The sequence below is a fragment of the Bacillus sp. LQ16 genome, from assembly GCF_057784645.1.
On record NZ_CM173491.1, the window covers coordinates 869,780 to 895,121 of the forward strand.

A 25,342-nucleotide genomic window follows, 5' to 3' on the forward strand; every position below is an offset into this window, starting at 1 on the left:
AACTAATGAATCACGAATGAAACAATTTAAATATTTTTTTACACAAGATGTAACTACATTGGTTACGTCTTGTGTAAAAATAAATAAACGGGAGGAAGTAATATGCCTAAATCAAATTTAGAAATTATTCAAAGCACGTATGAAGGATCAGCTTCTTCGAATGCAAAGCATTTAGCAGAAGCCCTCTCTGAAAAAGTGGAATGGACAGAGGCAGAAGGTTTCCCGTATGGCGGAACATATACAGGCGTAGAAGCTATAATGGAAAATGTATTTAGCCGTTTAGGATCAGAATGGGATGATTATAAAGCAAGTGTAAATACATATCATGAAGTAAACGGAAAAGATGTAATTATTGCTGAAGGTATGTATTCTGGAGTTTATAAAGAAACAGGAAAATCATTTGAAGCAGAATTTGTTCATGTATGGCAGCTTGAAAATGGAAAAATCGTGAAGTTTAAGCAGTATGTAGATAGTCATATTGTTAGGGAAGCGATGAAGAGCTAATGCTTTTTAAATGGATTGTAGGTATATGTATTACCATTATGGTAATCATCTCTTCTATAGTTGGCGGAAAGAAATTGCTTGCATATGTGGAAAAAGAAAATACAAATATTCAAACCGAGCGAGCGGCAAACGAAAAAGAGAAAAAAGCTGCAGAAGAAGCTCCGCAAATTAGTGAAGGTGAAATTATTTCTACTATGCATAAAATGGTGCACCAAAAGGTAAAATCCTCTGAAAAATGGGGATTTGTAGAGATGACAAAAAAGGAAATTTCTAATGTGAAAAGAGATATTGAAAATAGTACAGGTTTTCAATATAAAATAAAGTTATTTTCTATTATAAATAGATGGGAAAAAGGAGATTTTTCTCAAACTGTTGAGGAGCATAACTTTTTATGGAGCCTTCAAGGTGGAGATACTGGCAAGGCGACGGAACGTTTATCGCCAGAAGAGGAAAAGCAGTATATAAAAGAAATGAAGAGTAAATAAAAACATCGCCACTTGGATGACGATGTTTTTTCATTAAGAATGTTTTCGCATTAAAGCTCTAGTTGGCTGAACGGCAACAGTTTTGAAATGAGAAAATAAATAACATCCTGTTACAACGACAATTGTTCCTAAAATTTGTATCCACGTTAATTCTTCTCCGAGGAATATGAATGCTAAAATGGCTGTGAAAATTGGATTGAAGTTTAGAAAAATACCTGATGTAGTTGCACCTAATTTTTGTACACCAATATTCCAAAATACCATACAAAGAACTGTCGAAATAAGCCCGGTATATAAAAGTGATGTGATGAAAGAAGTATTTATATTTGAAACAGTGAAGCTACCTATGTTAAACGGTAGTAATAAAATAACGCCGAAAATACCAGAGTACAACGTTGCCATAAGTGGTGTAGTTGTTTTTGTTGCCCATTTACTACAAACAGAATAGATTCCCCAAATACAGACTGCTGCAATCATCCATAAATCACCGCTATTAAAATGTAGTGAAAATAAAAGCGAGAAATCACCTTTTAATAGGACGAGGATAACCCCGAAGAATGAAAGAATCATGGATAGGATTTGAAGTGTATTTACTTTTTCTTTTAGAAATAATACTGAAAATAATGCGATTGAAATTGCATTCAAAGTAGAGATAAGACCTACATTCGTAGCGGAGGTTTTTTCTAATGCTAAAAATTGAAAGATGTTAAAAAGAGCGACCCCTGAAATTCCCATCAATATTAAAGGAAGTATTGCGGTACGTGGTGGAAGGATTTTCTTTTCTTTAAACCATACCATTGGTAATAAACAAACAATCGCAATCATCCATCTTAAATTTGTCAGTGTCATCGGCGATGCATGATCGACGAGTGATTTTCCAACGACAAAATTTCCTCCCCATAATAAGCTCGTTAGTAATAGTAAAAAGACGTAAAAATAAGGCATGCTAAAATCCCCTTTTTTGTAATCAATACGAATTGTAAATAATTTTAGCATTTTTCTTTATTGTGTAATATATTCTTTTGTATAATGATTAAAACTCGATAAAATATTTAGTTATGAATGATATTTACGGAATGATATTCAGTTTTGTGTAAGGTATAAGGTGTTTTTTCGAATAATCATCGGTAAGAAAAAAGGGGGAATTGTAATGGAGTCGTCTGTTATTAAAGTGTTGGATGATTTGGATGTACAAATTTTAGATATATTGCAGAAGGAGTCACAAGTAAGTAATGCAGAGCTGGCACGTCGCGTTAATTTATCACCGGCTGCGATGCATGCAAGAATAAAAAGATTGGATGGGGAAGGTTTCATCGATAAGCAAGTTGCGATTTTAAATCAAGAAAAGCTTGGATTTGATTTATTATGTTTTATTTTTATGAGTACAAATATTCATCAATTTGACAAGCTGGAAGTGTTGGAGAAAGAATTAGAATCGATGCCGGAAGTGTTAGAATGTCACTGTTTAACAGGAGAGTACGATTATTTATTAAAGGTTGCAAATCGTGATCGTAAAGAACTGGAGCAGTTTATTAGAAAGCTGAATAAACTTGGTATTACAAGGATACAGACAAGTTTAGCACTTCGTGAAATTAAATATTCGACGGTATTGCCGATACGAGATGAGGAACCGAGCATCAATTAGATTGCTTGGTTTTTTGTTTGCATAAAGTGATTGACGAAGAGAAAAGAGAGCTGTATTATTATATAAAATTATGAATTAAAATTCATTTTAAGTTATAAATATTAATATCGAGGGCAAGGGGATGTAATATGAAAATCTGTAATGCGGTGACGAGTGATGTGAAAGAAATTTATAGTCTTATTGAGGTTTATGCAAAAGAGGGAGTTGTTTTACCACGTTCTCTTTTGTCTCTTTATCAATATTTGCAATGTTTATATGTTATGAAAGAAGACGAGAGAATTGTTGGAGTTGCTGGATTGCATGTATTGGGGGAAGATCTTGCAGAAATACGATCGTTAGTAGTTTCGCATACATATGCAGGGAAAGGGATAGGGCGTATGCTTGTAAATCATGTAATGGAGGAAGCTACGAAAATAAATGTAAGAAGAGTAATTTCCTTAACATATGAAACAGTATTTTTTCAAAAGTGTGGATTTGATTTTATAAATAAAGAAGCGTTGCCAGAGAAAGTATGGATTGATTGTAGACATTGTCCAAAGGTGGATTATTGTGATGAAGTGGCGATGGTGCGGTATGTTGGATGAAAATTTTATAGAGAAAAAGTTCCCACTATTATTTACATATATAGTGGGAACATATATTTCCATAAGAAATGGACAGGTTATTAAGAATTTGAATTCTTTTGTCTCACGGCAAAATTATAAAGTGGATCTTTAAGTTCATAGTTATACGTTAAACCGTCGACAATTCCTACAACTTTGTCATTATCATAAAGGTCGAGCATAAATTGTGCCATTTGTTTTGCAGTGTGGAATTTTGGTACAACATTATCGTATTGGAATTCATCAATATCAAATGAACGCTTCGCAAATTCTGTTTCAGTTGCAGCAGGAGCTAAAACTTTTGCTTGCAGTTTTGCGCCTTGTTCTTTCAGTTCGTGAGACAGCCCTTCTGTAAATGCACTTACATAGAATTTCGTAGCGCAATACGTAACAGCATCAGCAACAATTGTGTATCCGCCGCCCGATGAAACGTTAATAAGCTGTGTTCCATCAACCATTGAATAATCTCGAACGAAAAGAGAAGAGAGTATTGTTAGTGCTTCTATATTTACATGTAACATCGTTTCGATTTTATTTAAATTTTGTTCAGCAATTGAGGCGAAATTACCAAAACCTGCGTTGTTAATCCACGTTTCAATTTGAAAAGATTGTAGGCTTTCATAAAGTTTATAAACATCTGCAGTAACAGATAAATCAGTTTTTCGAATGACAACATCCAATTCTGGATGCATTTCGTTAATTTTCAATTTTAATTCGTTTAATTCTTCTTGTCTTCGAGCTACAAGTACTAAATTTTTTCCGCGAGATGCAAATGCTAAAGCTGCTTCATAACCAATTCCGGAACTTGCGCCAGTAATAACCGTGTATTTCATATAAAATCCCCCTAAATTCAAATTCATTTATGGTTAGATTGTATTTGTTAGAGTATACTCTAAGTCAAACGTTTTTTATAAATTTGATACGGTTATAAAATATATAAGGGTAAGCATGTGAAGGGAGTTTTAGTATGTACACAATTAGCGAGGTAGCAAAATTATTAGGCGTGAGCACACATACACTACGTTATTATGAAAAGGAAAATATATTAATTGCAAATCGTGATACAAATGGAAATCGACTTTACGAAGAGTCACATATAAAGTGGTTGCAGTTTGTAATGAAATTAAAACAAACGCAAATGCCAATAGCGAAAATAAGAGAATACGCTAGATTATATACAGAAGGGGAGCATACAACAGAAGCTCGTTTACAGCTCCTAGAAGATCATAGGAAATCTATTCAGATTCAAAGAGAAAACTTAGAAGTTACAGAGAAGATGCTTGAGAATAAAATTAGTGCATACAAAAACTCATTGGAAAATAAATAGATGGTTGTTATGTGATGAAAAATGGATTTGATCTATGAGTATTTCATCATAGTGTGCGGACAAATAAAAAAGAGCAGCTGGCAAAAGCTAACTGCTCCATTCAAGGGATCTCTCCAAGGGGGAGTGGAGAAAATATTATGTTACTAGCAGTATTGACAGATTATTGAGAAATATACAAATCGGATGAAAGAAATTTTAAATAAACTTTCGGCATTGACAGTTTTTAAAATGTTCATGTACAATATATATGAATGACATTCAGTCATTTTTTATGTGACAGGATGTAGTTAGTTTAAAAATGGAACAAATACAATGGTAAATGAGGATGATAGTTGTTTTTATATAGTATTGATGAAAGAGCATATTTTTTTTAAAACAAAAATGACTGATAGTCAGTCATAAGAGGTGAGAGGTATGAAAAATAGAGCTTGGTTATATGTCATATTAACATGTATCTTTGAAATTTTTTGGGTGTTTGGTTTTAATACGGCTAATACTTGGTGGCATTGGATTATTATTTTAGGAGTTATCGCTGTTGATTTTCACTTCCTTTCTAAAGCGTGTGAACATCTTGCAACAGGGACTGTATATGCTGTTTTCGCCGGAGCTGGTACGGTAGGTACTTTCTTGATGGATGTATTTCTTTTCGGCGGAAGTTTCAGTGTAGGGAAGTTATTCTTTATCGTGATGGTTGTAGCTGGCGTTATCGGTTTAAAGCTTGCTGATAATAAAGAAGAAACTGTGGAAGGAGCTGCTTAAAGATGGGTTGGTTTTTCGTATTTTGTGCTGCAATTAGTGAAATAGTCGGTGTGATAGGACTTAAAATGTATAGTAAAGATAAAACATTAGCCAATGGTGCGATTTATATAGGCGGGTTTGCTACATCCTTCGCATTCTTGTATACATCTTTCTTATTTTTACAAGTCAGTGTCGCGTATGCGGTTTGGATCGGTATTGGAACAGCAGGTGCCGTTTTATTAAACATGTTCTTGTTTGGGGAGTCGAAAAGTAAAGCGCGTATTATTAGTGTGTTTCTTATTGTATGTGGAGTGACAGGATTAAAGGCACTTTCTTAAAGATATATTGTATTTCTATCTCCTAATTGTTTATTAGGAGATTTTATTATAAAAAAATGATTTCCTCTTAGAGTTCACTATCATTGACAGTACAATCAATTATCTTATAAAATGAGTGACAGTCATTCAATATGCGTGTGAAAGGGTTTAGATGATGAATAAAAAAGAGAAAATTGTCTATGCAGCTATTGAAGTGTTTCAGGAAAAGGGCGTCGAAAAAACGAAGATTTCTGATATCGTGAAATTAGCTGGCATTGCGCAAGGAACTTTCTATTTATATTTTCCTTCTAAGCTATCTGTTATGCCTGCAATAGCAGAAGTGATGGTTGAAAAGATGATACTTGCAGTGAAAGAAAAAGTACAAAAAGATGTACCTTTTTCAAATAAAGTGGCACAAGTAATCGATGCGGTGTTTCACTTTATAGAGGAATACCGTGAAATACAAGCTTTAATGTATGCGGGTCTTGCATCTACAGAACATATAAAAGAGTGGGAAGCTGTGTATGAGCCTCTTTATATGTGGTTAAGCGAATTTTTAAGTGAGGCGAAAGAAGCTGGTGAAATTCGTGATTCGGTTCACGCAGAACGAACAGCGAAGTTATTTATCGCTCTTGTTGAATCAGCAGCGGAACAAGTTTATTTATATGATCATAAAGATGATGAGCAAGTCGAGCTACAAAAGGCAGAAGTACTAGATTTTTTAACACATGCACTACATATAAAGAAGTAGTAAGATGAACCTGTCTGAAAAGGTAGGTTCATTTTTGAGGAAAACTGAATGATAGTCATTCACCTAATACTTATGTATGTGTGGAAGGATAGAGTGAAATTCTAATGAGTGGAGGCATCTTCACTCATTACTAGCCCGCAAAGAGCAGGATAAAGAAAAAGCTTCTTGGGCATTATTTTTTGAGAGGAACTTACGGGAAGAGGTGTTAAAAAGTGAAGAAACCGATAAAAGAACAAAAGATGGTATTGGTCATTCTTTTGAGTAATATATTTATCGCTTTTCTAGGGATTGGATTAATCATTCCGGTTATGCCGTCCTTTATGAATGATATGGGTTTAACAGGGAAGACGATGGGATATCTCGTTGCAGTATTTGCAATGGCACAGCTCATTACTTCACCTATTACAGGCCGATGGGTTGATCTTTACGGTAGGAAGAAAATGATAATCATTGGATTATTTATTTTTGGTGTTTCAGAGCTTCTTTTTGGATTGGGAAAAGATGTATGGATGCTTTATGTAGCAAGGGTGTTAGGCGGAATTAGTGCTGCGTTTATTATGCCTGGTGTTACGGCATATGTTGCGGATATTACATCTATTCAGGAACGTCCAAAGGCGATGGGATACTTATCTGCAGCGATTAGTACTGGATTCATTATAGGGCCTGGAATCGGCGGATTTATTGCAGAATACGGTATACGTGTGCCGTTTTTCGTTGCAGCAGCAATTGCTTTTATAGCATGTGTAATTTCAATCTTTATTTTAAAAGAACCGTTAACGAAAGAAGAACTTGCAGAGATTTCTTCTAATACGAAAGAATCAAGTTTTATAGGTGATTTAAAGAAATCATTACATCCAATGTATGCAATTGCATTTATTATCGTATTTGTACTCGCATTCGGATTATCAGCGTATGAAACAGTGTTTAGCTTGTTCTCTGATCATAAATTTGGCTTCTCGCCGAAAGATATTGCAGCAATTATTACAATTAGTTCAATCTTTGGGGTAGTTGTGCAAGTATTTATGTTTGGCAAATTGGTAGACATGTTCGGTGAGAAAGTATTAATCCAAATATGTTTAATTGTAGGGGCAGTATTAGCATTCGTCTCAACTGTAGTCTTTAATTATTGGATTGTACTTCTCGTTACTTGCTTCATTTTCTTAGCATTTGATTTACTTCGTCCAGCTTTAACGACGTTTTTATCAAAAGCAGCTGGAAAAGAGCAAGGATTCGTTGCTGGAATGAACTCGACTTATACGAGTTTAGGAAATATCGCAGGACCAGCGATGGGCGGAATATTATTTGATATGAATATTCATTATCCATATGCATTTTCAGGAGTTGTTTTAATAGTTGGTCTCGCTATTACATTTATGTGGAGAGAGAAACAGTTGGCTGAAAGTTTTGCTAAGTAACGAAATTAATTATGATTAAAGTGAATCTCGAAATATCTAAACCACCTGTTCCCTCTATTCTGGAGGGGGTAGGTGGTTTAATTTTTCTTGAATTTGCACACCACTGTAGTAATGAATGTATTCCAGCACCATTTTTTCACATTTGTGAGTATAAGCTTCTGTCAAGGCATTATCAAGGCAACTTTCCTTTTAGGAGTATGCTAGTGATAATGCTTTTTTTGTATACGTTTGAAATTCTTCGCAGTATAGATACTTCCTTAATCTGAATGAAGGATAACATCTTTTACTTTTCTTTCTCTTGATTGTTTGCCTTAATGTTGGCATTGCTAAAGCAAGAATCTAGGGCCCGCTAATTATATAATCACTAATTTTATGATTAAAGGCATCCATTCTAAGTCGGAGTATTACTTTGGATAAAATGTTAGATGTTATTTAGAAAAGTATGGAATTTTACCTTATATCGTGAAAAAATACATTATTTATCTTTTTTTGTGCTTGTTATAATTTGAAAGGATTAAATTATAACATTTTATCACAGAGTGAATTCTATTGTTATTCTTTCGGTAAATAGTCAATTTATATAAATTCTGCTTGCAAGACACGTTAGTTAATCCCTTCTCACTTTAAAAAGAGGAGGGATTTTTATACAAAGCAAATAAGAATCGCTACCGAATTGATGGATATTAGATTTTTTGTGCTGAATGAAAGTTGGAGGAATTATGGAAGAAATAATAAATTTGAGAGATTTATTTGCAATTTTAAGAAAACGTTTAGGTATAATCATCGTGGTGACAATTGGAATAGCCATTATAAGTGCAATAGTAAGTTTTTACTTTATGATACCAATTTATCAAACTTCGACACAACTTCTTGTTAATCAAAAGAAAGAAAGTGGAGATAACTTACAATTAAATGAATTGCAAACTAATATTCAATTAGCAAATACGTATAAGGGTATTATTAAAAGTCCAGTAATTTTAGATTTAGTTAAGGAAAAGCTAAATTTGAATGTATCATCACAAGTTTTACATGACAAAATTAGTGTAGAAAATGAAAAGAATTCCCAAATAATCTCTATTAAGGTACAGGATAAGAATCTAAGTTTAGCAAAAGATATTGCCAATACTACGGCAGACGTATTTAAAAATGAAATTTCAAATATTATGAAGGTTGACAGCGTGACTATACTTTCTAAAGCTGAAGTTCTAGAGGGACAATCACCAATTAAACCAAAACCTTTATTTAATATTTTAGTTGCGTCTATTGGAGGGCTGGTTATCTCTGTATTGATCTCTTTTTTTATTGAATATTTAAATAATACATTTAAAAAGGAGCAAGATGTCGAGTTAATACTCAAATTACCAGTACTCGGAGTTGTTTCACATATAGAGATAGAAAAGAATAAAAATAAAACTATGTTATTCAAGAGGATAAGGAGGGAGAATGGTGATATTTAGGAATATTTTTCAGGAGAAAAAGAAGAGCCGTCGAAAATATCAGCTAATTGCTCATCAACAACCTAAATCAACAATAACAGAGGAATATCGCAATATACGTACAAATATGGAATTTTCTTCAGTTGACATCAAAAAGCGTTCTTTAGTAATAACATCGGTAAATGAAAGTGAGGGAAAGACAACAACTGCATCTAATATTGCTACTGTAATTGCACAACAAGGAAAAAAAGTATTGATTGTAGATGCTGATTTCCGTAAGCCAGCGCTACATCAAGTATTTCAAGTTAGCAATATTTTAGGACTTACAAATGTGCTTACAGGTAGTAGGATTTTAGAAAAGTGTATTCAGAAAACAATTGTTCCGAATTTAGATTTTCTTCCGTGTGGTCCAATTCCACCCAATCCTGCAGAATTACTTGGCTCAATAGCGATGAAGAATTTAATCACAGATATTTGTAACGATTATGATTTAGTCATTTTTGATTTGCCCCCAATTTTACCAGTAACAGACGCACAAATCATGGCAAATCAATGTGATGCATCTATTCTTGTTATACGAAGCAAACAAACAGAAAAAGAAGGGGCGATAAAAGCCAAAACTCTTTTGGAGAAATCTCGCGGTAAACTATTAGGCGTAATACTAAATGACCATGAATACAAACACAGTAACTATTATTATGGTGCAGACTAGGGAGTTGTGTGCTTAATGCCTCTGATATTTTTAAAAAATTTTATAGATTAATAAAGAGATTCATTTAAGGTGCCATGTTGTACTTGATCTAAAAGAAGGGGAGCATACATTAGAGGATAGTATAGTGATGGCAAAAGCTGTATTGAATGATGAATGATGGAATTCACTGTGAAAAATATTTAGTTTTTGCAAATATAGATAATTATTGGATTGGGACATTCTTGCTAAGGAAAATTCTTAATAAGACGTGCCAAAAAAGTGGTTACTTTTTCATGTGAGGGGGTGCAAATAATAAATGGATAAAGGTGTAACGGTTGAGCAAGATGATAGTAGTGATGTACAAGTCCACATGCGAAATTCTGAAAGTATATATATTAGGAAGGTAAAAACTATATTTGATATATTATTTGCAGTAATTGGTTTATGTATCACTTTTCCTATAATTTTTATATTTTCAGTGCTTATTATGTTAGAATCACCCGGCCCCCCTTTTTATTTACAGGAAAGATTGGGGTTTAAAGGAAAAAAATTTAATATAGTTAAATTACGTTCCATGCGATTTGACGCAGAAAAAAATGGAGCACAATGGGCAAAAAAAAATGATCCTAGAATTACTAAAGTTGGTATGTTTATTCGAATGACCCGGATCGATGAATTACCCCAGTTTTTTAATATTTTAAAAGGAGATATGTCAGTTGTTGGCCCAAGACCAGAAAGGCCTATCTTTACTAAGGAGTTCGAAAAACAAATTCCAGGATTTAAAAAACGACTTTTAGTAAAACCTGGCGTTACGGGATGGGCACAAGTGAATGGGGGATATGATATTACTCCGAGGGAAAAATTAGAATTAGATATTTATTATATAAATAACGTTAATTGTATTTTGGATATTAAGATTATGTTGAATACTATTAAGGTTGTTTTTACTGGGGATGGAGCAAGGTAGGAAAGAGAATTGAAAGTAAAGATATTGTAAAGTATGTATATATCTATTTAGTGTTTTATTCATTATAGTTGGGGTTCAAGAAAAGGTAGGGAAGAAATGAGAATATTGGTTGTTACACAGTATTATTATCCTGAGATCGGTGCGGCTTCTAAACGTCTAACAGAGTTAACAAGATTATGGGAAAAACAAGGTCATGATGTACATGTATATACGGCGATTCCTAATTATCCTTTAGGAAGAGTGTATAAGGGGTATGAAGAAAATAAAAGTTTTATTGAAGAAATAGAAGGAATTACTATATTTAGAAATAGTGTCGATAGGGGAAAATCAGAATCAAAGTTTAATAAAGTTAAATCTTATTTATCATTTATGATAAGTAGCTACAAAAACGTAAAAAAACTTCTTAATAATTATGATGTGGTTGTTACGAGTGTTGGACCCATTTTTTCGGGGTTCATAGGTCATTATATTTCTAAAAGAAAAAAGATACCTAGTGTTCTAGAATTTCGTGATATTACTTTTAAAAGTTTGGAAGCAACAAACTATACAAATAATATAGTAATAAATTTGATGAAAAAGTTAGAATTATATTTTTGTAAAAAGGCAAACCACGTAGTCACAGTTACAGAAACATATGGAAGGATTTTAGAGGAAAATGGAGTAGGAATTGGAAAAATGACTACTATTCCTAATGGGTATTTACTCGATAAAGAGGAAGAAATTAATACTAGTCATATAGATCATATCCTGAAAATAATAAACAAAGAGAAGGAAAAGGAAAGAAAAATTGTTGGATATTTTGGTACATTGGGTATTTCACAGGGAATAGAAGAAATTGTAGAGCAATTCTTAAGTGTAGAAAAATACACACTTTTAATTATTGGAAATGGCTCTAGAGAACAAAAAATTAAAAAATTGGCTCAAGATAGTGACAATATCTATGTATTTGGATCTGTTTCTTCAAAAGAGATTCAATATCTATATAGTCAGGTTGACTTTAATCTTATTAAGATTTTAAATGATCCAGCTTTTAGTGGTACAATTCCTTCGAAAATATTTGAAATTATTGGAAATGGTGGATTGCCGCTTTATATAGGGCCTCAAGGAGAGGCACAAGAAATTATATGTTCAATTAATAGTCATTTATATTATGAAGATATAAGCTCAATGCTATATTTTCTAGAATGTTTGTCGTTAAATAAGGTAGAAGTTCAACAATTAAAGTTAAAAGGTAAGAAGCTATTGCTAGATAGATACAATAGGGAAAAGCATGCTGAAATCTATTTAGGGGTAATGAACAAGACGGTAAATAGAATATAAAATCTATAAAACGTTATTTTTTATTATTGAGATTTAGTTATATTAATGTTTTTTAAGGAGGTTTTAAGGCGATGAATAATATATTTGAGATGGTAAAGCAAAAAATTGAAAAGAAAAAAGCAAAAGTGGGTGTTATTGGATTAGGATATGTTGGGTTACCTTTGGCAATTGAGTTCGCAAAATCTGGATTTCAAGTTTTAGGGATTGATGTGAATAATGAAAAGGTCAATCAACTTAAGTGTGGGGAGTCTTATATAATTGATATTTCTTCCTCAGAAGTAAAAGAAATTCTCGATAAAGGATTTTTTTTTCCTAGTACAAAATTTGATGCTATTAAAGATTTAGATGTAATAAGTATTTGTGTTCCAACTCCTCTAACTAAATCACAAAATCCAGATATGTCTTATATTATAGCAGCTGTGGAAAGAATTAAAGAGAATATGCATAAGGGTATTTTAATAATTTTAGAAAGTACTACATATCCAGGGACGACTGAAGAATTGATTGAGCAGGAATTGGAATTATCTGGATACAAAGTAGGGGATGATTATTTTTTATGTTTTTCTCCAGAAAGAGTTGATCCCGGAAATAAAAAATATAATACGAAAAATACTCCTAAAGTTTTGGGTGGGACAACAAAAGCATGTACAGAATTAGGAACTTTATTATATGGGGAAGTTGTCGATACAGTTATTCCAGTCTCTTCGCCTAAGGTGGCTGAAATGAGTAAGTTATTAGAAAATACATTCAGAAGTATGAATATCGCCTTTATTAATGAAATGGCTATGTTATGTGAAAAATTAGGGATCGATATTTGGGAGACAATTGATGCTGCCTCAACTAAACCGTTTGGTTATATGAAGTTCACTCCAGGCCCAGGTATTGGTGGGCATTGTATTCCATTAGATCCCATGTATTTATCTTGGAAAGCTAAAGAAGCTAATTTCTTTAGCAGATTCATAGAGTTAGCACAAGAAGTAAATAAAAAAATGCCGGAGCATGTTCTTGCTAAAACTTCCTTAGCCTTAAATGAGCATGGTAAATCCATAAAAGGTGCTAATATTTTGATGTTGGGTATGACATATAAACCAGATATTGATGATTTAAGGGAATCACCCGCCCTAGAAATATATGAATTGTTAAAAGGAAGTGGAGGTATTGTACAATACAATGATCCATTTGCAAAGGCGTTTAAGGACCATTATGAAGAAATAGTGGAGTCAATTGAATTAGATTATTCACAGCTGAAACACTATGACTGTGTTATTTTAACAACAGATCACAGTGTTTATGATTCAAGTGAGATTCTAACAAATGCAAAACTTATTGTTGATACTAGAAACATGTTTGAAGAACATAGGAATAATAAGGTATTCACATTAGGGGTTTCTAACAATCTGCATAAATCAAGAATAATTCTATAGATATTAAAAGCTATTTTATGTTTATAAAATTGAATAAATTAAAGGGCTTAATTTAGCAAAAATCTTTATTAAAAGGAGAAAAATTAATGGGAATTCATACAATCTGTGTAGTTGGATTGGGATATATTGGTCTACCTACAGCGACAATATTTGCAAATGCAGGAAAAATAGTCAGAGGAGTAGATGTTAATTTCACAACAGTAAAAATGATTAATGCTGGACAAGCACATATTGAGGAAAGAGGATTAGAAGAATTATTGCAAAAGGTTGTAGTGGAGGGAAGGTTAACAGCAGATACTACTCCAACGTATGCAGATGTTTTTATCATTGCAGTTCCTACACCGCATAATGAAGATTACACTGCAAATTTAGAGGCAGTTATTGCGGCATCCAAGGATATATTACCTTACCTTAAAAAAGGCAATATAGTCATAGTCGAATCAACTATTCCACCTCGAACTATTAATGATATTGTTGCACCAATTATTGAAAATGAGGGTTGGAGGGTTGGTGAAGATATATATGTAGCACATTGTCCTGAACGAGTATTGCCAGGTAAAATATTGGATGAACTAGTTAATAATACAAGAATCGTTGGCGGAATAAATAAAGTTTCGGCTAAAAAGGCAGCAGAGGTATATCAGTGTTTTGTGAAAGCACCAATATTAGAAACGACAGCATTAATTGCAGAAATGTCTAAGTTAATGGAAAATACGTATCGGGATGTAAATATTGCTCTAGCTAATGAACTTGTAAAAATTTCGACAGACTTAGAGATTAATGCATTAGAAGTTATTAAAATGGCAAATTATCATCCGCGTGTTAATATTCATTCGCCTGGGCCTGGTGTAGGAGGACATTGTTTAGCTATAGATCCATATTTTATAATTGAAAAATCACCTCAAAATGCAGTGTTAATTTCTAATGCAAGACATATTAATAATTCTATGCCGCGATTTGTAGTAGAATCTGTTGAAAAATTAGTTAGGGGAAAAGAAGGGAAAATCGGAGTACTTGGTCTTACATATAAAGGAGATATTGACGATATTCGTGAGAGTCCATCTTTTGAAATTATCCATTCATTAATAGAAAAAAAATATGATGTAAAGGTACATGATCCGTATGCAAAACAATCACAGGTACCTTTTAAACTATTAAGTTTAGAAAAAACGATAGAAGGTGTGGATTGTATTTTAATATTAACTGATCATAGTGATTTTCAGAACTTGGATCAGGAGATGATTCTTAGTAAATGTAAAAGTCCAATGATATTGGATACCAAAAACTGTGTAAATATGAAGAGTTCAGAGATAAAATACTATAATTTTGGTAGCTTATATCAATTAGAAATGCAACTGGCACTCGTTTAAACAATTTTATTTGAAAACTTCGTATTTTAGCGATTATTAAATCTTGTATAGAATAACGGGATAGGTTCTCTTCTAAGAGTTCAAAGATTATTTAAGGGGAATCTGTCCTTACGTAAAACCTTTTTGTATTTATATAGTATAAATAATTGATGCATATTAAGTATCAAAAGAAATACTTAGTAATTAAATTCTCTCAAATATGATGTGTGAGGGAAAAGGTTGGTAATCCATATATAATAACTTAATGGAGAGGTAAAGATGTTTGATTTACGAAAGCCACTTTTATTTTTATTAGTTGTATCTTATATTTTGGTGATTAATATAGGATATATATACTTTGTTTCCCCGGCATATTCATATTTAGGATATACATTTGCCAAACCACATGTTTTAGATGTAGTGATTGCGACATTATTAATTTTATTGGTAGTCATATTTGGTCCTATTAGCGTAAAAGTACCTTCTGATTTTATATTTTGGTTTCTTTTTACAATACTATATATTCCGAGCATGTATATTCCATTATACTCTGTAGCTTCCATTCAAGCAGGGGATTTAACAATTTTACCTATTTATTTAGTGATAACACTAGTGATGTTAGGACTAGTTTTGGTGCGTAAAATTCCCATTATTAATATTAATATTATAGGTGTTCCGTATAAAACTTTTTTATTTATATTTTTCAGTGTATTTTTAATTTTTTTTATTGTTATTGTCCATAAATTTGGATTCCATATTCGTTTGGTAGGATTTGATGAAGTATACGATTTACGATATTCATATAGAGAAAATAAAGATGTGATTTCTACATATGCTATAACATGGTTTACAAAATGTATAGGGCCTACACTTATATCTTTAGGTTTATTGAAAAAGAAACCATTTTTTGTTCTATTAGGATTTTTTAGCCAACTTATGATTTATTCTATATCAGGTCATAAGAGTGTTCTGTTTTCTACAGCACTATTATTTTTGCTGTATCTCTGTTTAAGTAGAAATGGTAAAAATTTCAGTATTAGATTTTTAGGGGTACTTACAGTTGGGTTATGCTTTTTTTTAATTTTAGATGTTGCAAGGTCTACGGATATTCTGACTTCTTTATTTTTGAGACGCTTTATAGTTACACCAGGATTATTATTAGGCATGTACTATGAATTTTTTTCGTTTAATCCTAAAGCTGTATATGCATATAGTGTATTTAAAGGTGTTTTTGAAGATCCATATGTCGTTACACCAGCATTTACTATAGGTTTAAGTTATTTTGGAAATGAAAAAGCTTCAGCAAATGCAAATCTATGGGCAGATGGTTTTGCCAACTTTGGTATTTCAGGTATTATAAGTATCTCACTATTATTGCTATTTATATCTTATATATGTAATTGTCTCTCTTTAAAGTTTAAAAAAATCTCTATAGTTTGTTTAATAATAGCGATGCCAATTTGGGCGTTGACAGATACATCTTTATTAACAACAATTTTAACGCACGGTTTGTTAATGAATCTAATTATTTTATATTTTTTACCTAGAGATCGTGATGAACAAGATAATAGGTTAAATAGAAATTAAATTTTTAGTAGTGATTATGCATGTATTGTCTAATTTAAGAAAATTTAAAGTTTAGGAGTGTTATTCTCGTTTTAGAAATGAACACTTTTTAATTTATTTCGTCAGTAAAGTTTTATCGATAAAATTAATAGAGTATAGAGGCAGTATAGTAAGAACGTGTTTCGCAATTAGATATTATAGAGGTTTTGAATGATAATAGTAGCTACATAAATAATTAGAGGGAATGATGTTATTTATAAAAAGATAGCATGTTAAATACATATATTAAGAGATCATATAACGAGATGGATTATAATAAAACTGATAAACAATATAAGAGTGCTTAAGTAGATAACAAAATCCTGTTCTATTTAAATAGAACAGGATTTTGTTATCTATAATTGATTATATAGTTTTATTAATTTTTTTTCTTCTTGCTCCCAATTGTACTTCTTTGCTACAGATGAACGGCCATTTTCAGCCATGTTTTTTAATACAGGTTCATTATTTAATAAAAAAATAAGCTTTTCTTTTAAATCTTCACTATCGAAAGGATTAATGGTTACACCAGCTTTTGTATCCGCGGTTAATTCTGAATAAAGTTCGAAGTCTGAAGTTATATATGGGGTGCGTAAAGCCATATATTCAAAAACTTTAGTAGGATAAGATTCAAGATAGTTTTCAATTGGGTGGAGAATAGCTAATCCTATTTTTGATTTTTTTACAATTGCATAAGCATCTTCAGCGGGCAATCTACCTAAAAAAGAAACATTATCTGTAATATTATTTTCATTACATAATTGTTCTAATGTTCTTTGATAGTGTGTACTAATTGGACCAATACATTTAAAATGAAATTTATAGCCTTCTTGTTTTAATTTTCCAAGTGCATGAATGGTAGTTTCAATCCCTCTTTCCTTCGATATGCCACCTAAATAAACAATTGAATTTTTTTCTTTTATTTGTATACTATCTGGAAGTATATCTAAATTCGGGAAATTTTGTATAGTTGTTTTGTTTTTGTGATAAGAATATATTTGTTCATAGGATTTTTCTGCAAGTACTAGATGAAACTTTCTAATGAAAAGGCGCTCTATAAGTGTATATGTTAAAGAAATAAGGCGTTTTAGAGGGACCCAATCCTTATTGAGAATTTGCTTAGATACATTTTCATGAATATCATATATAACTGTTTTCCCATGTAAGTTTAAGAGGTATCCAACAAAAATTAATTCAGGATCGTGAAAATGGTATATATCTGCATCAATTTTTAAAGCTTTTTTATATACTTGCCATGTAGTTTTGAAGAGGCGAGTAAATCTTTTCTTTGGTTTCTTTACAGGGAGTATATTTATGTTGTTTTTTGTTATAGGGGTTATTTCATCCATCGGCGCTATTAACGTCACATTATAACCGTACTTAACTAAAGATTGTGAAATACGATAAAAAATTCTAGTATCAAAAGCATAGTGTACGGAAGTTAAAATTGCTATTTGCTTCATTATATATCACTCCTAGTATCTTTTTTTAAGTTATAATATATTAAAGTGAGTAGTATTAAATAAAATAATCCCATGCCTATTGAATATATTTTTAAAGTCAATAGATTGGATAAAGAAAATTTGTGCACACTGGAGAATAATAAAACTATAAAAATGACCCTCGAAAAATCCCACAGTAATTGCAGAAATTGTTTTCCTAATAAATTTAGTGTTTGTGATACTGGAAATGTAATGATATAAAATAGATACATAAAAGATAAGATACCTACAAATGTTCCAGATGTTTTCCATTTATATCCAAAAATAACGGAGAAAAGATACTCTCCGAAAAAAAACAGTGTACCTGCAACAAGTATACTTAGAGCACTTAGTGCTAACACAACTTTTTTAAATATGTGAAAAGGATGTTCGTTTTTAGAAAAAATGTTTATGTAAACTTGCGATACTGATTGACCAATTAATAAAATAGGAGTTCCCACAATTCTATGTCCAAAGGAAAAAAAACCACCGGTAGTACTGTCAAAAAATAATGTAAATAGAGCAGGTGAAAGGTAAATTCCTGCAACATTTAATAAGGAACTCCAAGTGGTTATTAAAGGATAATTTTTATACTTTTTCATAGTGTCTAAAAGGGAATTCTTTTTGATAATCTGTTTGAGGTTTTCAAAAGAAAATTGTTGTATAAACTTGCGAAACATTAGGAGAGAACCAGAACTTTTTCCAATGGTATCTCCAATTATAAGTCCATTCGATTTTAGGTTGAATATTCCCATTATTATGGTTGAAACTGTTAATGTTATACTCTGGGATAATTTTGTCCTGGTAATAAGTTTGAAATTAGAATTTCGTATATACCAGTTAAGAAATATTTGATATAAGCCTATAAAAAATAAGCTGAATGGGAATATATAAAATATTTTTGGCAAGTTTATATAAAAAATATTAACTATAGCAATAAGAGCTGTTGTAAGAATACTAAAAATGATAAGAATAATAATTGAAATAAAAACTATATGAATAGTTTCCCTTTCATTCTTTGCAATGGGGATTGCCATTTCATACCTTAAAGAACACAACACCAGTAAGAAAGATAGGATAGAAGTATATAAATTCAATACGCCAAAATCTTCTGGGCTGTACAGTCTAGTTAAAATTGGTGAGGATAGAAAAACTATTATTTGTCCTAATGCAGTCCCAGACATTAGAATTAAGATTTTTTTTACGAATGAACTTTGCAAATTAGTTTCATCACCTTTATTTTTAAATATTTATATTTCGAAATAAAAAATTATATAGCGATAATTATTATTATATCTTATTGCTATCATAGCCCGAGGTGATTTATTTCATCTTACTGTGAAATAGTAGTTGGTCTTATGGCGCTATTTAAATGTATTATTTTATTATTTGTACTTTCCTAAGCTATAAACTTTTGGGGAAGTTGATAGAAATAGTGAATAACGTTGCAACATCAACACATAAAGCTGCAGATAGAGTGCTAGAAGATAATAGTGAAGAATTTCTGGGTGGTAGTCTATTTTATATTACAGATATTTTGTGTCTCGTATAATAAAATAAAACCGATTTTTTTAAATCGGTTTTATTTTTATTAATTTTTAAATATTAGATGCTTACATATTGAGAATTTTTTGTATCGAAGCGCATTTTATAGTATGGGAGTAAGATATATTGATCGAAATAATTATTTTTGGCAGTTACGTGAACGTTTTCAGTAGTACTTAAAGAGATGCCTCTTATTTTTAAATCAGGATCGTTATTATTGCCAGAAATTTTATTATGGTTTATGTGACCGTAGTTGTAAAAGCTTCGAATGGAGATACCAGATGGAGTAGGATAGAATTTTCCTTTTGGAACCCTTTCTTTTTCAACATATAGTCCATCTATAGTGTTATTTTCTAAAAGGAACTTTTGATTATCATAGAATAGTGTAATTGCATGGTAGTTAGATTTGAATATAGTATTATCTAATATTTGCATCTCTTCGGTTGCTTGAATAAGTATAGAGCCTGTCTGTAATAGGTTAGTCCCATTAAATGCAAAGCGATTTCCATATCCTGATAGGGTATTGTCTTTTATAATTCCAGTTGCATACTCTTTGGTTGTACTCTTAGGTTTTATAGTACCACTGACTACTATTCCATTTTGAACAATATCTCTAAAATCAACACTGTCATATTCTATGGTGTTGTTAATAATTTCTACTTTTTGCGGAGCGAATTTATCTTCTCCCGCGACTTCACTAGGTACGGCGGCAATCGGCTTTGTTACATTTTTGATGTTGTTATTTTTGAAAGTTATATTTTTACCTCCATGTGTATCTAATCCTTCCCAAAATTTGTTGTTCATAATAAGTGAGTCCCTCACAATACAATTTTCGCTTCGAGGATAATTGTTGAGATTGTTATCGGATTTTCTAGTAAAAGCAATATTATACGCAAGAGTAGAGTTACCGATACTGGATTTATTAAAACTGAGAGCTCCATCAATAATACTATCTGAAATTTCTACATTTTTTACCGAGAAGCCCATAAAACCAGCGTATCCAAAGTTTTTAATGTTAGTTTTATCAATATGTATATTGTTTGCTAAATCAGCAAATATACCATATCCAGAGGAATTATTAATTTGTACATTATTGATTTTGATATCAGAAGCTTTGGTATCGATCATAATACCGGATTCATTAAAATTTATTTGAGGATTATTAGTATCTAAAGTTCCTTCTAATATTATATTTTTGATGGTGATATTAGATACATGTTGACCTAATTTTATAATAGGGAGTTGTTTACTAATTTTTAGCTTTGACAATGTTCCATCAGTTTTTAATCCATCAATAGTAATGTTAGACTCGTTAATTAATATAGTGTTAGAAAGGTTATATTCCCCATTGAATTTAATAATATCCCCTGTTTTAAAAGTGGGATTTTGTTTTTCTGAAATATGGAGATTGCTTGTGTTTAAAGATGAAGCTTCAATATTCCGTCCCCCTAGAATCAATAGCATAATTAATACGAATCTAGGAATTATTTTAATTAGTGTTTTCAATATAATCACCATCCTTATAAAAAATAATATATTAGTAATTGGATCAATGTTGGATGTGTTTTTTCACAAACTGTGGAAAAATATAATCGTAGATCTTTTATTTGAGAAGAGATTTCATTGTGTACAAGACAATATAATAGGAAAAACATATTTTAGAATCAGTACAATGGATAATAGAATGTTCTAATGCCTTCATGGCATTTTCATTTTGTATCATTGGTAGCCCAGCAAAAACGATTTTATTTATTTTACTGCTATAGTTTTTGCATTTGAAACAATCTGATTTGTAAAACATTCAATACATATTTACTACTTTATAAAATTGATGGGTTTTCGTATTTTTCTAGATAATGTGTATACCGAAAAGCGCGTATGTTATTTCATATGCGCTTTTTAGTATGCTAAAATCCATTGATTTATAAGGAAGGGAAAATGTAATCGATAGATTCAATTGGGATTTGAAATTTACATTATATGATGAAAAAACGCATTATTTTCCTTTTTTAGTGCTTGTTATACTTTGAATAAGTCACATTACGACGTTGTATACCTAATAAAACCCCGACTTTTGATATTTTATTAGGGTTAGTAATTAAGTAGGGGATTAATAAGAACATTGATTTTTCCTTGATTTAAATTGAGGGAGAATTTTTGAAATTAAATACATTTGTGGAGGTAATTTTATGACGAAAAACAAAAAAATGAAAAAGCATGTGGCAAGTTTAGTTGCATTTTCAACGCTTGCTTCTGTTACTCTTAGTGGGGTACCAGCTAGCGCTGAAGAGCTAAAAAGAAATGCAAATTCAAAAGTGAATCAAGGGGAACTAGAGAATAAACAAATAAAAGAGAAAAAAGTAGAATCGCAAGTAGAAGAACAACAAGTAGAAGGAAAAGTAGAAGAACAACCAGCGCAACAAGAAGGACAAACTTCAAACTCAGCCGATGTACAACATGGTGTTGGAAAGGTTTCGGTTATTGGTTGGGCGAAGCTGGAAGCAGGATTAACTAAAGGTAATGAGAAACAAATTGATGCAATATATACAATTAAGTATGGAGCTCAACTTGGACTATTAAATGAAGAAGAGACTCATATTATGTATGATCCAAAATTAGTACCTTACATTGCGAAGGTTGAATATAAGAAAAAGAATTTATTAAGTAGCAAATGGGTTGAAGTACCTCTTGTTGATAATAGGGTACACATAACTACAAGTAACTTAGTTAGTGCGGATTTGCTAGGGATACTCCCAGCGAAGATTGAAACAAGAGTAACACTGAAAAAGCCATTAAGAGAAGGCACTTATACATTGGATGCTTTAGAGAAGTCAAGCAATGCAATTGATGCAGCTGTAATTAAAAATTCAGAAGCGGGTACTACTATAAAAATTGGCTCAGGCGTTGATAGTACTATAAAAAAACCGGTAGTGAATGAAGTAACGGATCAAAATACAAAAGTAACTGGAACAGGCGAAGCTGGCTCAAAGGTAAAAATTACAATTGGTGGTAATAAGTATGAAGGAAAAGTAGATGGAAATGGTAATTTCACAGTGGAAATTCCAAAGCAGAAACCAGGAACAGAGATTTCAGTAACATTAACGGATGAAATTGGAGTTACAAGTGAACCAACAAAAGTAACAGTAAAAGATACAACAGCACCAGATGCTCCAACTGTTAAAGAAGTAACGGATGCTGATACAAAAGTAACCGGGACAGGCGAAGTAGGCTCGAAAGTAACAGTAACAACTGGTGGTAATAAGTATGAAGGAAAAGTGGATGGAAACGGTAATTTTATAGTGGAAATCCCGAAACAAAAGCCAGGAACAGAAGTAACAGTAACGTTAACAGATGATGCAGGAAATACAAGTAAGCCAACAAAAGTAACAGTAAAAGGTGTAAAAGTACCAGATGCTCCAACTGTTAAAGAAATAACGGATGTTGATACAAAAGTAACTGGAACAGGTGAAGTAGGCTCGAAAGTAACAGTAACAACTGGCGGTAATAAGTATGAAGGAAAAGTGGATGAAAACGGTAATTTTACAGTAGAAATTCCAAAGCAAAAGCCAGGAACAGAAGTAACGGTAACAGTAACAGATGATGCAGGAAATACAAGTAAGCCAACAAAAGTAACGGTAAAAGATACAACAGCACCGGATGCTCCAACTGTTAAAGAAGTAACAGATGTTGATACAAAAGTAACTGGAACAGGTGAAGTAGGCTCGAAAGTAACAGTAACAACTGGTGGTAATAAGTATGAAGGGAAAGTGGATGAAAACGGTAATTTCACAGTAGAAATTCCAAAGCAAAAGCCAGGAACAGAAGTAACGGTAACGTTAACAGATGATGCAGGAAATACAAGTAAACCAACAAAAGTAACAGTAAAAGGTGTAAAAGTACCAGATGCTCCAACTGTTAAAGAAATAACGGATGTTGATACAAAAGTAACTGGAACAGGTGAAGTAGGCTCGAAAGTAACAGTAACAACAGGCGGTAATAAGTATGAAGGAAAAGTGGATGAAAACGGTAATTTCACAGTGGAAATCCCGAAACAAAAGCCAGGAACAGAAGTAACGGTAACGTTAACAGATGATGCAGGAAATACAAGTAAGCCAACAAAAGTAACAGTAAAAGATACAACAGCACCAGATGCTCCAACTGTTAAAGGGGTAACAGATATTGATACAAAAGTAATCGGGACAGGTGAAGTAGGCTCGAAAGTAACAGTTGCAATTGGCGGTAATAAGTATAAAGGAAAAGTAGATGAAAATGGTAATTTCACAGTAGAAATTCCAAAGCAAAAGCCAGGAACAGTGATAAAGGTAACACTAACAGATAATGCAGGAAATACAAGTAAGCCAAGTCAAGTGATTGTATCAGAAACTGTTGCAAATATAAAGGCTCAAATTAATAAGCCTTTAACAACGTCTCATATGTATGTGACAGGAACAACAACGGAGGGAACAGCAAAAGTTGCTCTTTACATTAACGATAAATTTATTCGTTATGCTGCAGTTCAACCAGATGGAAGTTATCGAGTATTTATTGATAGTTCATATCGTGTTGAAGGTAATAATATAAAAGTATTACCGCTAACGAAGGATGGTAGAGCAGGTACTGGAGATACAGCTAAAATTGAAAAAGCAAATTTTGAACGTTTACCAGCGCCAACAATTGATCCAGTGAAAGTAAGTACCAACTATGTGACAGGGAAAATTGATACTAGAGCAAAACGAGTTGCATTATATGTAGATGGTAAGTTTGTTCGTTATGGTGCAATTAACTCTGACGGAACATATAAGATCTATAAAGAAAAAACATTAGCAGCAGAAGGTGCCGAAATAAAAGTAATAGCAGTAGATGAAAATAATATTGATGGATATCCTGCAAAAACAGTAGTAGAAACAGATAACGTCGGAGAATTAGGTGCACCTGATGTAAATCAAGTTTTCTATGGTGATACTTATATAACAGGAAAATATGTAGAGGGTACAAAAGGTATTAAGTTATATATCAATGATAAATTTATCCGTTATGGTGCGCTTGAGGCTAATAGTGAGACTTTTAAAATCTATCTTGATAAAACTTTAGCACCAGTAGGAACGGAATTGAAAATTGTTCCGGTAACTGCTTCAGGAAAAGAAGGTAAAGCAACTAGCATTATAGTGAAAGCAAGATAAAAAAATTATAGCGTAATGCTAGAAGGAGTTAAATTTATTAACTCCTTTTAGCTGTAAATGGAGGTAGAGTATATGAAAAAGATTTGCATGCAAATATTAATCTGTATGTTATTACCTGTTCTATTAATAGGTTGTTCTAATGGAAAAGGAAAAAATGAGATTGATAAGGCTAAAGAAGTGAATAATTTGAAAATTAACCCCGAAAAAGCAGTGTATACTGATAAACGAAACTCAATGGATAATAAGAAGGTAAAAAAAGTAGTAGAAGTCACATTTAATATACAAAATACAGGAGATAAGGAAATAGGCATAGGTGCTGGGGATTTTAGCCTTTTTGATGAAGAGGGAAAAAACCTAGAACTTTATGGATATCCAAATAATTTTGGAGATGTAATTAAGCCTGGTAAGGAATTGAAAGGTAAAGGTTATTATAAAATAGAAGAAGAAAAACCTAGTAAATTAGTTTTTGAAAATCCAGATGGTAATAAAAAAATAGAATGGGAAATTGGAGAAGTTAAGTACGAGAAGTAATAGAAAATCAAAATAGTTAGTAAATAAGT

23 protein-coding genes are annotated in these 25,342 nt (G+C 31.9%); 18 read left to right on the forward strand and 5 right to left on the reverse strand.

Going from position 1 to position 25,342, the window contains the following annotated elements:
- Positions 1 to 102 precede the first annotated feature (102 nt).
- Both AC3EMB_RS04440 and AC3EMB_RS04445 read left to right on the forward strand, forming a co-directional pair.
- Positions 103 to 504 (forward strand): nuclear transport factor 2 family protein, encoded by a 402-nt coding sequence (locus AC3EMB_RS04440; protein ID WP_059304115.1) that lies wholly within the window; start codon positions 103 to 105, stop codon positions 502 to 504.
- Positions 504 to 989: a PRK06770 family protein gene (locus AC3EMB_RS04445; RefSeq protein ID WP_059304114.1), complete on the forward strand. Its 486-nt coding sequence runs from the start codon at positions 504 to 506 to the stop codon at positions 987 to 989. Before AC3EMB_RS04440 ends, AC3EMB_RS04445 begins: the two co-directional genes overlap by 1 nt.
- A gap of 33 nt (positions 990 to 1,022) precedes the next feature.
- On the opposite strand, the gene AC3EMB_RS04450 is transcribed toward AC3EMB_RS04445, so the two are convergent.
- Positions 1,023 to 1,934, reverse strand: a complete 912-nt coding sequence (locus AC3EMB_RS04450; protein ID WP_001146238.1) for a DMT family transporter — start codon at positions 1,932 to 1,934, stop codon at positions 1,023 to 1,025.
- A gap of 205 nt (positions 1,935 to 2,139) precedes the next feature.
- On the opposite strand from AC3EMB_RS04450, the gene AC3EMB_RS04455 reads away from it, so the two are divergent.
- On the forward strand, positions 2,140 to 2,634 hold the full coding sequence (locus tag AC3EMB_RS04455) for an Lrp/AsnC family transcriptional regulator (protein WP_000446096.1): 495 nt from the start codon (positions 2,140 to 2,142) through the stop codon (positions 2,632 to 2,634).
- Positions 2,635 to 2,762: 128 nt separating this feature from the next.
- Complete coding sequence (locus AC3EMB_RS04460; RefSeq protein ID WP_000686663.1) at positions 2,763 to 3,218, forward strand: N-acetyltransferase; 456 nt, start codon at positions 2,763 to 2,765, stop codon at positions 3,216 to 3,218.
- Positions 3,219 to 3,298: 80 nt separating this feature from the next.
- Here AC3EMB_RS04460 and AC3EMB_RS04465 read toward each other — a convergent pair whose 3' ends face one another.
- Positions 3,299 to 4,069 (reverse strand): SDR family NAD(P)-dependent oxidoreductase, encoded by a 771-nt coding sequence (locus AC3EMB_RS04465; protein WP_000878075.1) that lies wholly within the window; start codon positions 4,067 to 4,069, stop codon positions 3,299 to 3,301.
- A 134-nt stretch (positions 4,070 to 4,203) separates the two neighbouring features.
- On the opposite strand from AC3EMB_RS04465, the gene AC3EMB_RS04470 reads away from it, so the two are divergent.
- The 12 genes from AC3EMB_RS04470 (at position 4,204) to AC3EMB_RS04525 (ending at position 16,558) form a co-directional block, all read left to right on the forward strand.
- The gene (locus AC3EMB_RS04470) at positions 4,204 to 4,563 is read left to right on the forward strand and encodes a MerR family transcriptional regulator (RefSeq protein WP_000288069.1); all 360 of its coding nucleotides are present in this window, start codon (positions 4,204 to 4,206) and stop codon (positions 4,561 to 4,563) included.
- Between the two features lie 414 nt (positions 4,564 to 4,977).
- Positions 4,978 to 5,322, forward strand: a complete 345-nt coding sequence (locus AC3EMB_RS04475; RefSeq protein WP_000796022.1) for a DMT family transporter — start codon at positions 4,978 to 4,980, stop codon at positions 5,320 to 5,322.
- Positions 5,323 to 5,324: 2 nt separating this feature from the next.
- A complete protein-coding gene (locus AC3EMB_RS04480; RefSeq protein ID WP_000539671.1) occupies positions 5,325 to 5,639 on the forward strand; it encodes a DMT family transporter in 315 nt (104 codons plus the stop codon).
- A gap of 151 nt (positions 5,640 to 5,790) precedes the next feature.
- Positions 5,791 to 6,369, forward strand: coding sequence for a TetR/AcrR family transcriptional regulator (locus AC3EMB_RS04485; RefSeq protein ID WP_003269603.1), 579 nt, complete (start codon positions 5,791 to 5,793; stop codon positions 6,367 to 6,369).
- Between the two features lie 212 nt (positions 6,370 to 6,581).
- Positions 6,582 to 7,784 carry an MFS transporter gene (locus AC3EMB_RS04490; RefSeq protein ID WP_048655892.1) on the forward strand — a complete coding sequence of 401 codons (1,203 nt, stop codon included), beginning with the start codon at positions 6,582 to 6,584 and terminating at the stop codon, positions 7,782 to 7,784.
- 719 nt (positions 7,785 to 8,503) lie between these two features.
- Positions 8,504 to 9,241: a YveK family protein gene (locus AC3EMB_RS04495; RefSeq protein ID WP_488517499.1), complete on the forward strand. Its 738-nt coding sequence runs from the start codon at positions 8,504 to 8,506 to the stop codon at positions 9,239 to 9,241.
- Positions 9,234 to 9,932, forward strand: coding sequence for a CpsD/CapB family tyrosine-protein kinase (locus AC3EMB_RS04500; RefSeq protein ID WP_488517773.1), 699 nt, complete (start codon positions 9,234 to 9,236; stop codon positions 9,930 to 9,932). Before AC3EMB_RS04495 ends, AC3EMB_RS04500 begins: the two co-directional genes overlap by 8 nt.
- A 349-nt stretch (positions 9,933 to 10,281) precedes the next feature.
- The gene (locus tag AC3EMB_RS04505) at positions 10,282 to 10,878 is read left to right on the forward strand and encodes a sugar transferase (RefSeq protein WP_239482571.1); all 597 of its coding nucleotides are present in this window, start codon (positions 10,282 to 10,284) and stop codon (positions 10,876 to 10,878) included.
- A 96-nt stretch (positions 10,879 to 10,974) separates the two neighbouring features.
- Positions 10,975 to 12,198 carry a glycosyltransferase family 4 protein gene (locus AC3EMB_RS04510; RefSeq protein ID WP_488517500.1) on the forward strand — a complete coding sequence of 408 codons (1,224 nt, stop codon included), beginning with the start codon at positions 10,975 to 10,977 and terminating at the stop codon, positions 12,196 to 12,198.
- Between the two features lie 71 nt (positions 12,199 to 12,269).
- The gene (locus AC3EMB_RS04515) at positions 12,270 to 13,622 is read left to right on the forward strand and encodes a nucleotide sugar dehydrogenase (RefSeq protein WP_488517501.1); all 1,353 of its coding nucleotides are present in this window, start codon (positions 12,270 to 12,272) and stop codon (positions 13,620 to 13,622) included.
- 86 nt (positions 13,623 to 13,708) lie between these two features.
- Complete coding sequence (locus AC3EMB_RS04520) at positions 13,709 to 14,992, forward strand: nucleotide sugar dehydrogenase (protein WP_205171346.1); 1,284 nt, start codon at positions 13,709 to 13,711, stop codon at positions 14,990 to 14,992.
- Between the two features lie 258 nt (positions 14,993 to 15,250).
- Positions 15,251 to 16,558 carry a hypothetical protein gene (locus AC3EMB_RS04525; RefSeq protein WP_488517502.1) on the forward strand — a complete coding sequence of 436 codons (1,308 nt, stop codon included), beginning with the start codon at positions 15,251 to 15,253 and terminating at the stop codon, positions 16,556 to 16,558.
- 374 nt (positions 16,559 to 16,932) lie between these two features.
- Here the strand turns inward: AC3EMB_RS04525 and AC3EMB_RS04530 are convergent, their stop codons facing one another.
- The 3 genes from AC3EMB_RS04530 to AC3EMB_RS04540 form a co-directional block, all read right to left on the reverse strand.
- Entirely contained in the window at positions 16,933 to 18,039 is a 1,107-nt protein-coding gene (locus AC3EMB_RS04530; RefSeq protein WP_205171326.1) for a glycosyltransferase family 4 protein, read from the reverse strand.
- Complete coding sequence (locus tag AC3EMB_RS04535; protein ID WP_488517503.1) at positions 18,039 to 19,277, reverse strand: lipopolysaccharide biosynthesis protein; 1,239 nt, start codon at positions 19,275 to 19,277, stop codon at positions 18,039 to 18,041. Before AC3EMB_RS04535 ends, AC3EMB_RS04530 begins: the two co-directional genes overlap by 1 nt.
- A gap of 385 nt (positions 19,278 to 19,662) precedes the next feature.
- Complete coding sequence (locus AC3EMB_RS04540; RefSeq protein ID WP_488517504.1) at positions 19,663 to 21,108, reverse strand: right-handed parallel beta-helix repeat-containing protein; 1,446 nt, start codon at positions 21,106 to 21,108, stop codon at positions 19,663 to 19,665.
- 683 nt (positions 21,109 to 21,791) lie between these two features.
- Between AC3EMB_RS04540 and AC3EMB_RS04545 the strand changes: the two genes are divergently transcribed.
- Positions 21,792 to 24,782, forward strand: a complete 2,991-nt coding sequence (locus tag AC3EMB_RS04545; protein WP_488517505.1) for an Ig-like domain-containing protein — start codon at positions 21,792 to 21,794, stop codon at positions 24,780 to 24,782.
- Between the two features lie 72 nt (positions 24,783 to 24,854).
- Positions 24,855 to 25,313 carry a DUF4352 domain-containing protein gene (locus AC3EMB_RS04550; RefSeq protein WP_016117237.1) on the forward strand — a complete coding sequence of 153 codons (459 nt, stop codon included), beginning with the start codon at positions 24,855 to 24,857 and terminating at the stop codon, positions 25,311 to 25,313.
- The last annotated feature ends 29 nt before the right edge of the window (positions 25,314 to 25,342 follow it).

Bases quoted from the DNA above. Each gene is read 5' to 3' on its own strand.
- AC3EMB_RS04485 (WP_003269603.1), top strand. From the start codon at position 5,791: ATGATGAATAAAAAAGAGAAAATTGTCTATGCAGCTATTGAAGTGTTT.
- AC3EMB_RS04460 (WP_000686663.1), top strand. From the start codon at position 2,763: ATGAAAATCTGTAATGCGGTGACGAGTGATGTGAAAGAAATTTATAGT.
- AC3EMB_RS04545 (WP_488517505.1), top strand. From the start codon at position 21,792: ATGACGAAAAACAAAAAAATGAAAAAGCATGTGGCAAGTTTAGTTGCA.
- AC3EMB_RS04530 (WP_205171326.1), bottom strand. From the start codon at position 18,039: ATGAAGCAAATAGCAATTTTAACTTCCGTACACTATGCTTTTGATACT.
- AC3EMB_RS04475 (WP_000796022.1), top strand. From the start codon at position 4,978: ATGAAAAATAGAGCTTGGTTATATGTCATATTAACATGTATCTTTGAA.
- AC3EMB_RS04470 (WP_000288069.1), top strand. From the start codon at position 4,204: ATGTACACAATTAGCGAGGTAGCAAAATTATTAGGCGTGAGCACACAT.
- AC3EMB_RS04525 (WP_488517502.1), top strand. From the start codon at position 15,251: ATGTTTGATTTACGAAAGCCACTTTTATTTTTATTAGTTGTATCTTAT.
- AC3EMB_RS04515 (WP_488517501.1), top strand. From the start codon at position 12,270: ATGAATAATATATTTGAGATGGTAAAGCAAAAAATTGAAAAGAAAAAA.
- AC3EMB_RS04550 (WP_016117237.1), top strand. From the start codon at position 24,855: ATGAAAAAGATTTGCATGCAAATATTAATCTGTATGTTATTACCTGTT.
- AC3EMB_RS04465 (WP_000878075.1), bottom strand. From the start codon at position 4,069: ATGAAATACACGGTTATTACTGGCGCAAGTTCCGGAATTGGTTATGAA.
- AC3EMB_RS04445 (WP_059304114.1), top strand. From the start codon at position 504: ATGCTTTTTAAATGGATTGTAGGTATATGTATTACCATTATGGTAATC.
- AC3EMB_RS04510 (WP_488517500.1), top strand. From the start codon at position 10,975: ATGAGAATATTGGTTGTTACACAGTATTATTATCCTGAGATCGGTGCG.
- AC3EMB_RS04520 (WP_205171346.1), top strand. From the start codon at position 13,709: ATGGGAATTCATACAATCTGTGTAGTTGGATTGGGATATATTGGTCTA.
- AC3EMB_RS04455 (WP_000446096.1), top strand. From the start codon at position 2,140: ATGGAGTCGTCTGTTATTAAAGTGTTGGATGATTTGGATGTACAAATT.
- AC3EMB_RS04480 (WP_000539671.1), top strand. From the start codon at position 5,325: ATGGGTTGGTTTTTCGTATTTTGTGCTGCAATTAGTGAAATAGTCGGT.
- AC3EMB_RS04450 (WP_001146238.1), bottom strand. From the start codon at position 1,934: ATGCCTTATTTTTACGTCTTTTTACTATTACTAACGAGCTTATTATGG.
- AC3EMB_RS04440 (WP_059304115.1), top strand. From the start codon at position 103: ATGCCTAAATCAAATTTAGAAATTATTCAAAGCACGTATGAAGGATCA.
- AC3EMB_RS04505 (WP_239482571.1), top strand. From the start codon at position 10,282: ATGCGAAATTCTGAAAGTATATATATTAGGAAGGTAAAAACTATATTT.
- AC3EMB_RS04495 (WP_488517499.1), top strand. From the start codon at position 8,504: ATGGAAGAAATAATAAATTTGAGAGATTTATTTGCAATTTTAAGAAAA.